Origin of the sequence: Flavobacterium sp. (assembly GCF_035456085.1) — a bacterium.
GTDB lineage: Bacteria > Bacteroidota > Bacteroidia > Flavobacteriales > Flavobacteriaceae > Flavobacterium.
The window spans coordinates 1-3,436 of record NZ_DATIDY010000061.1 but is presented as its reverse complement, the minus strand read 5'-3'; the positions used below and the strand labels follow the sequence as shown (position 1 = coordinate 3,436).

4 protein-coding genes are annotated in these 3,436 nt (G+C 35.3%); 1 reads left to right on the top strand and 3 read right to left on the bottom strand.

From position 1 onward, the window contains the following. Positions 1–181 precede the first annotated feature (181 nt). From VLC96_RS04920 to VLC96_RS04910, 3 genes are all read right to left on the bottom strand, one after another. Positions 182–472 carry a hypothetical protein gene (locus tag VLC96_RS04920; protein ID WP_325260998.1) on the bottom strand — a complete coding sequence of 97 codons (291 nt, stop codon included), beginning with the start codon at positions 470–472 and terminating at the stop codon, positions 182–184. A gap of 54 nt (positions 473–526) precedes the next feature. Further along, positions 527–1,711 (bottom strand): cation:proton antiporter, encoded by a 1,185-nt coding sequence (locus VLC96_RS04915; protein ID WP_325260997.1) that lies wholly within the window; start codon positions 1,709–1,711, stop codon positions 527–529. Positions 1,712–1,835: 124 nt separating this feature from the next. Continuing rightward, positions 1,836–2,288, bottom strand: coding sequence for an Hsp20/alpha crystallin family protein (locus tag VLC96_RS04910; RefSeq protein ID WP_325260995.1), 453 nt, complete (start codon positions 2,286–2,288; stop codon positions 1,836–1,838). 704 nt (positions 2,289–2,992) lie between these two features. Between VLC96_RS04910 and VLC96_RS04905 the strand changes: the two genes are divergently transcribed. After that, positions 2,993–3,118 (top strand): hypothetical protein, encoded by a 126-nt coding sequence (locus VLC96_RS04905; RefSeq protein ID WP_325260994.1) that lies wholly within the window; start codon positions 2,993–2,995, stop codon positions 3,116–3,118. Positions 3,119–3,436: the final 318 nt, after the last annotated feature.

Sequence of the window (3,436 nt, the reverse complement as noted above, 5' to 3'; positions counted from 1 at the left end):
TTGGAATGTGATATTGAAATGAGCGAAAGTTGTTAAGGACTAGCCAAGGCCCCAAACCAAAGCTGGTGGCGGGTTGTAACTGAAGTTAAAACGTAAGGCCCGCAATTGCGGCAATGCATTGTTGCCTGCTGAATATTGTCAAACACCCGGCATATTATGGAACATAAGCCATAATGGCTGGTTAGGAGCTTTCAAAATTTTCTGATTTGAATAATTCCTTTGTAATGATGCGGCAATTTTCAGCCAATTGTTTTAAAGTGCAAGTAATAAAATCAAGATTTACAGGTAATCCTTTTTCTGTTTCCAAAAAGTCAAAATAGAGAATATTTTTTTCGGTAACATTATGGGATCCTTTTAACTGTTTGAATATTTCGAAAGCACGATGGCGATTATTTCCTATAAAGAATTTTGCAAAGCTTTCAAGCCCCTTATGTGTTTTTAATGTAATCGTTATATAAAATTGTGTTTCCATACAATATTATTTAACCTGGTTGAAATTATTAATGCAACGGTCTGGCCACTATTTTTAAATAACCGATTTTCTTTTATTGATGTTCCTGTAAATATATTGTCCCGTGTTTCTTAAGTGGCTTGCCTGTTTGTATATAAATGTTCGGATAATATTTATCCAAATGGCTGTCATTAGCATGGTGGCAGCAACAACAGTTAAAGTAAGCTGATACCAAAAGTCATTTACCAAGTTTTGTGTTTTAGCCACGATGCATAATACAAGGCTAAATTCTCCGATTTGAGAAAGTAACGCACCGGCATAAAAGCTGTTACGCCAGCTTACTTTTAAGAGCCGAAATACTAGAGCATTAATTGCACTATTCACGAACAGCACTATTGCTACTATTAAAAATATCAAGTCTATATGTTGAATTAGAAAAACTAAATTTATTTGCAGCCCTATTGACAGGAAAAATAAAGACAAAAAGAAAACCCTGAAAGGAATTAATTTAGCCTCTAACCATTGTGTTGAGTTTGACTTGGCGATTAAGATGCCTCCAATTAATGCACCAATTGAAGCAGACAAACGCAGCATTTGTGTTAGCCAGCCAAAGCCAAAGCATAATAAAAGTCCTATAAAAACTTGCGCTTCGTGGTCATCTTTTAATTTATCGGGAAAATGAAGATTGATGTTTTTGTTGGTAAATACAACCCCAAAAAAAATAGTAATGACTAGGGTTGAAATTATAAGCGGAAATATTTGATTAAAGGTTAAAGTTTTTTGTCCGATAAAATTTATTGTTAGCAACATCGGAACCAATAAAAAATCCTGTAGCACTAAAATGCCGGAAGTTAATGTTCCCAATGGAGTTTTTAATTCATTATTTTTTTCAAGATACTCAAGAATAATAGCAGAACTGCTAAGGCTGATAATGAATGAAAACAATAATACTTCCTTCCAGCTCCATTTTTGATACCATCCTAACAGCAAAATAAAAATGAAGCTCAAAACCAGTTGTGCAGCAACACCCACAACTGGTTTTCTAATTTTTTTTGCCAGTTTTTGAGTATCCATTTTTGTACCGATAAAAAACATTTGAATAAGTAAACCTAATTCTCCAATTACAGCGATTATATCGGAATTGCTGAATACTTTAATTGAATAAGGACCCAATAATATTCCCGCAATAATGTAGGCTACAAAATATGGTTGGTTTAGTTTTTTTAAAACCAAGCCAATTAATAAAATACTAAGCAGCATTATTACAATACTCTGTAGCAACAAATTGAAGTTGAAGGCCGGCTGCATTTTTCTTAGCTTGTATTATAATGAACAAAAGTTGCCTTTTATTGGAAGGCAACTTTTGAAACGAAGAAGCGGTTAATTAAGAAATTTGAATTAGCCTTGGTGGCTTTTGTTTTGCTTCTTCTTTTTTAGGTATGAGCAGATGCAGTAATCCATTTTCATACTTCGCCTGAATTTTATCAATATCTACTACATCTTTTTGCAATGTGAAAGTTCTTTGGAAGGATTGGTAACTGAATTCCTTACGGGCATAACGTTCACCTTCATTTTCTTCTTTTTGATTGGTTCTTTCGGAACTAATAGTTAGGGAATTCCCGTCCAACTCTACTCTGAAATCTTTTTTAGTCATTCCAGGTGCAGCAACTTCCACTTCGTAATTCTCAGCGGTTTCTTTAATATTAACCGCAGGAATTGTAGTGTTAGTGTCAGAGAAGTTTGAAGTACCCCAATTGAACAAATCCCGGTTAAAGAAATCATCAAAAATCATTGGCAATGGATTCAATAGATTTCCATTTCTTTTTACGAGTGTCATATTTACCTCCTTTTTAAATGGTTAATAAATTGATTTCAGATTTGGAAAATCAATTCTCGTGCCATCGCAATTCATCGCCTGAAAAAAATGAAAATATGTCGGAGGAGAAGGAAAAAATGACAGTTTGAAAGTCAAAATTTCTTTCCTATTTGAAGGTGGTAGTCTTTTCTGTTCTGACCTTTAGGGTCTGTCAACGTATAGCAGGCAACGCGAGTATTTTTGATATAATATGCTATTGAGGGTAAAATTTCAGGTTTGAAAACCAATGTTTTAGCGGTATACATTTTGATTGTTATTAGTACAATCCTTTCTTTCAAACTCTTGCATCAAGTTTTGCAAGTTTAAAAATTGAAAATCGGGCCTTTGGTCGCGTAGGTTAGTAAGAGTAAAATTTATAGCATTATACATTCTGTATTTAGCCTCGCCCATGTTGCCCTTTTAACCAACATGGATGATGCTTAAAGTAAATATTCGCTATTGGTAAGCATACTTCCAACTTCCTGCTTCATCCAGTTTTTTTCACCCAACCCATTTGCCTTTAACTTTACTATCCATTTCCTCACTTTTGTATTTTGTTTTGAATGAACCAGGAACCAAATTCTTTTAGCTTGGAGTACAATGGCCGCACACTGCAGGTAGAAAAACTGGACCTTCCCGGCTACAGGGCTTATAGGGTAAGTGCCGAAGGTTCGATTTCATTGATTGTGGCAAGAGCAAAAGATTTTGAAGCTCATCATTTTTGGACTTCCATACCCGAGGGAAGGCAAGCTGAAGCCGAGCGTGTAGGTGCTGTAGTCGAAGAATACCTGCGAGCCAAAAACTATATTTGAGTATGTGTTATTACAACGGCGTGAAAGTTACCAGGTCCGAATACATCAGGCTGAAGCACCTCGAAAAATTGGTGGCTAGCTACAATTTCCTGGTGCAGCCTTTGAGTATAGGTTTTGAGTATGCCAACTATCCCGTTCTTAAACGCATAGAGGGAAAGGAGGATTTTGATATTGTAGTGTAAATCGTCAGCAAAAAGTGGACTAATTAGTTACTAGATTTAGATAGTGTTTCCATTATTCATCTTTAAAAGAATAGTATGGAAAAGAAGCCGAAGCAGTCGATGGAAAATTTCATTAAAGAGATCCGTCGAAAAACCC

Excerpts from the sequence above, each read along its gene's own strand:
- VLC96_RS04920 (WP_325260998.1), bottom strand. The coding sequence starts at position 472 with ATGGAAACACAATTTTATATAACGATTACATTAAAAACACATAAGGGG.
- VLC96_RS04910 (WP_325260995.1), bottom strand. The coding sequence starts at position 2,288 with ATGACACTCGTAAAAAGAAATGGAAATCTATTGAATCCATTGCCAATG.
- VLC96_RS04915 (WP_325260997.1), bottom strand. The coding sequence starts at position 1,711 with ATGCTGCTTAGTATTTTATTAATTGGCTTGGTTTTAAAAAAACTAAAC.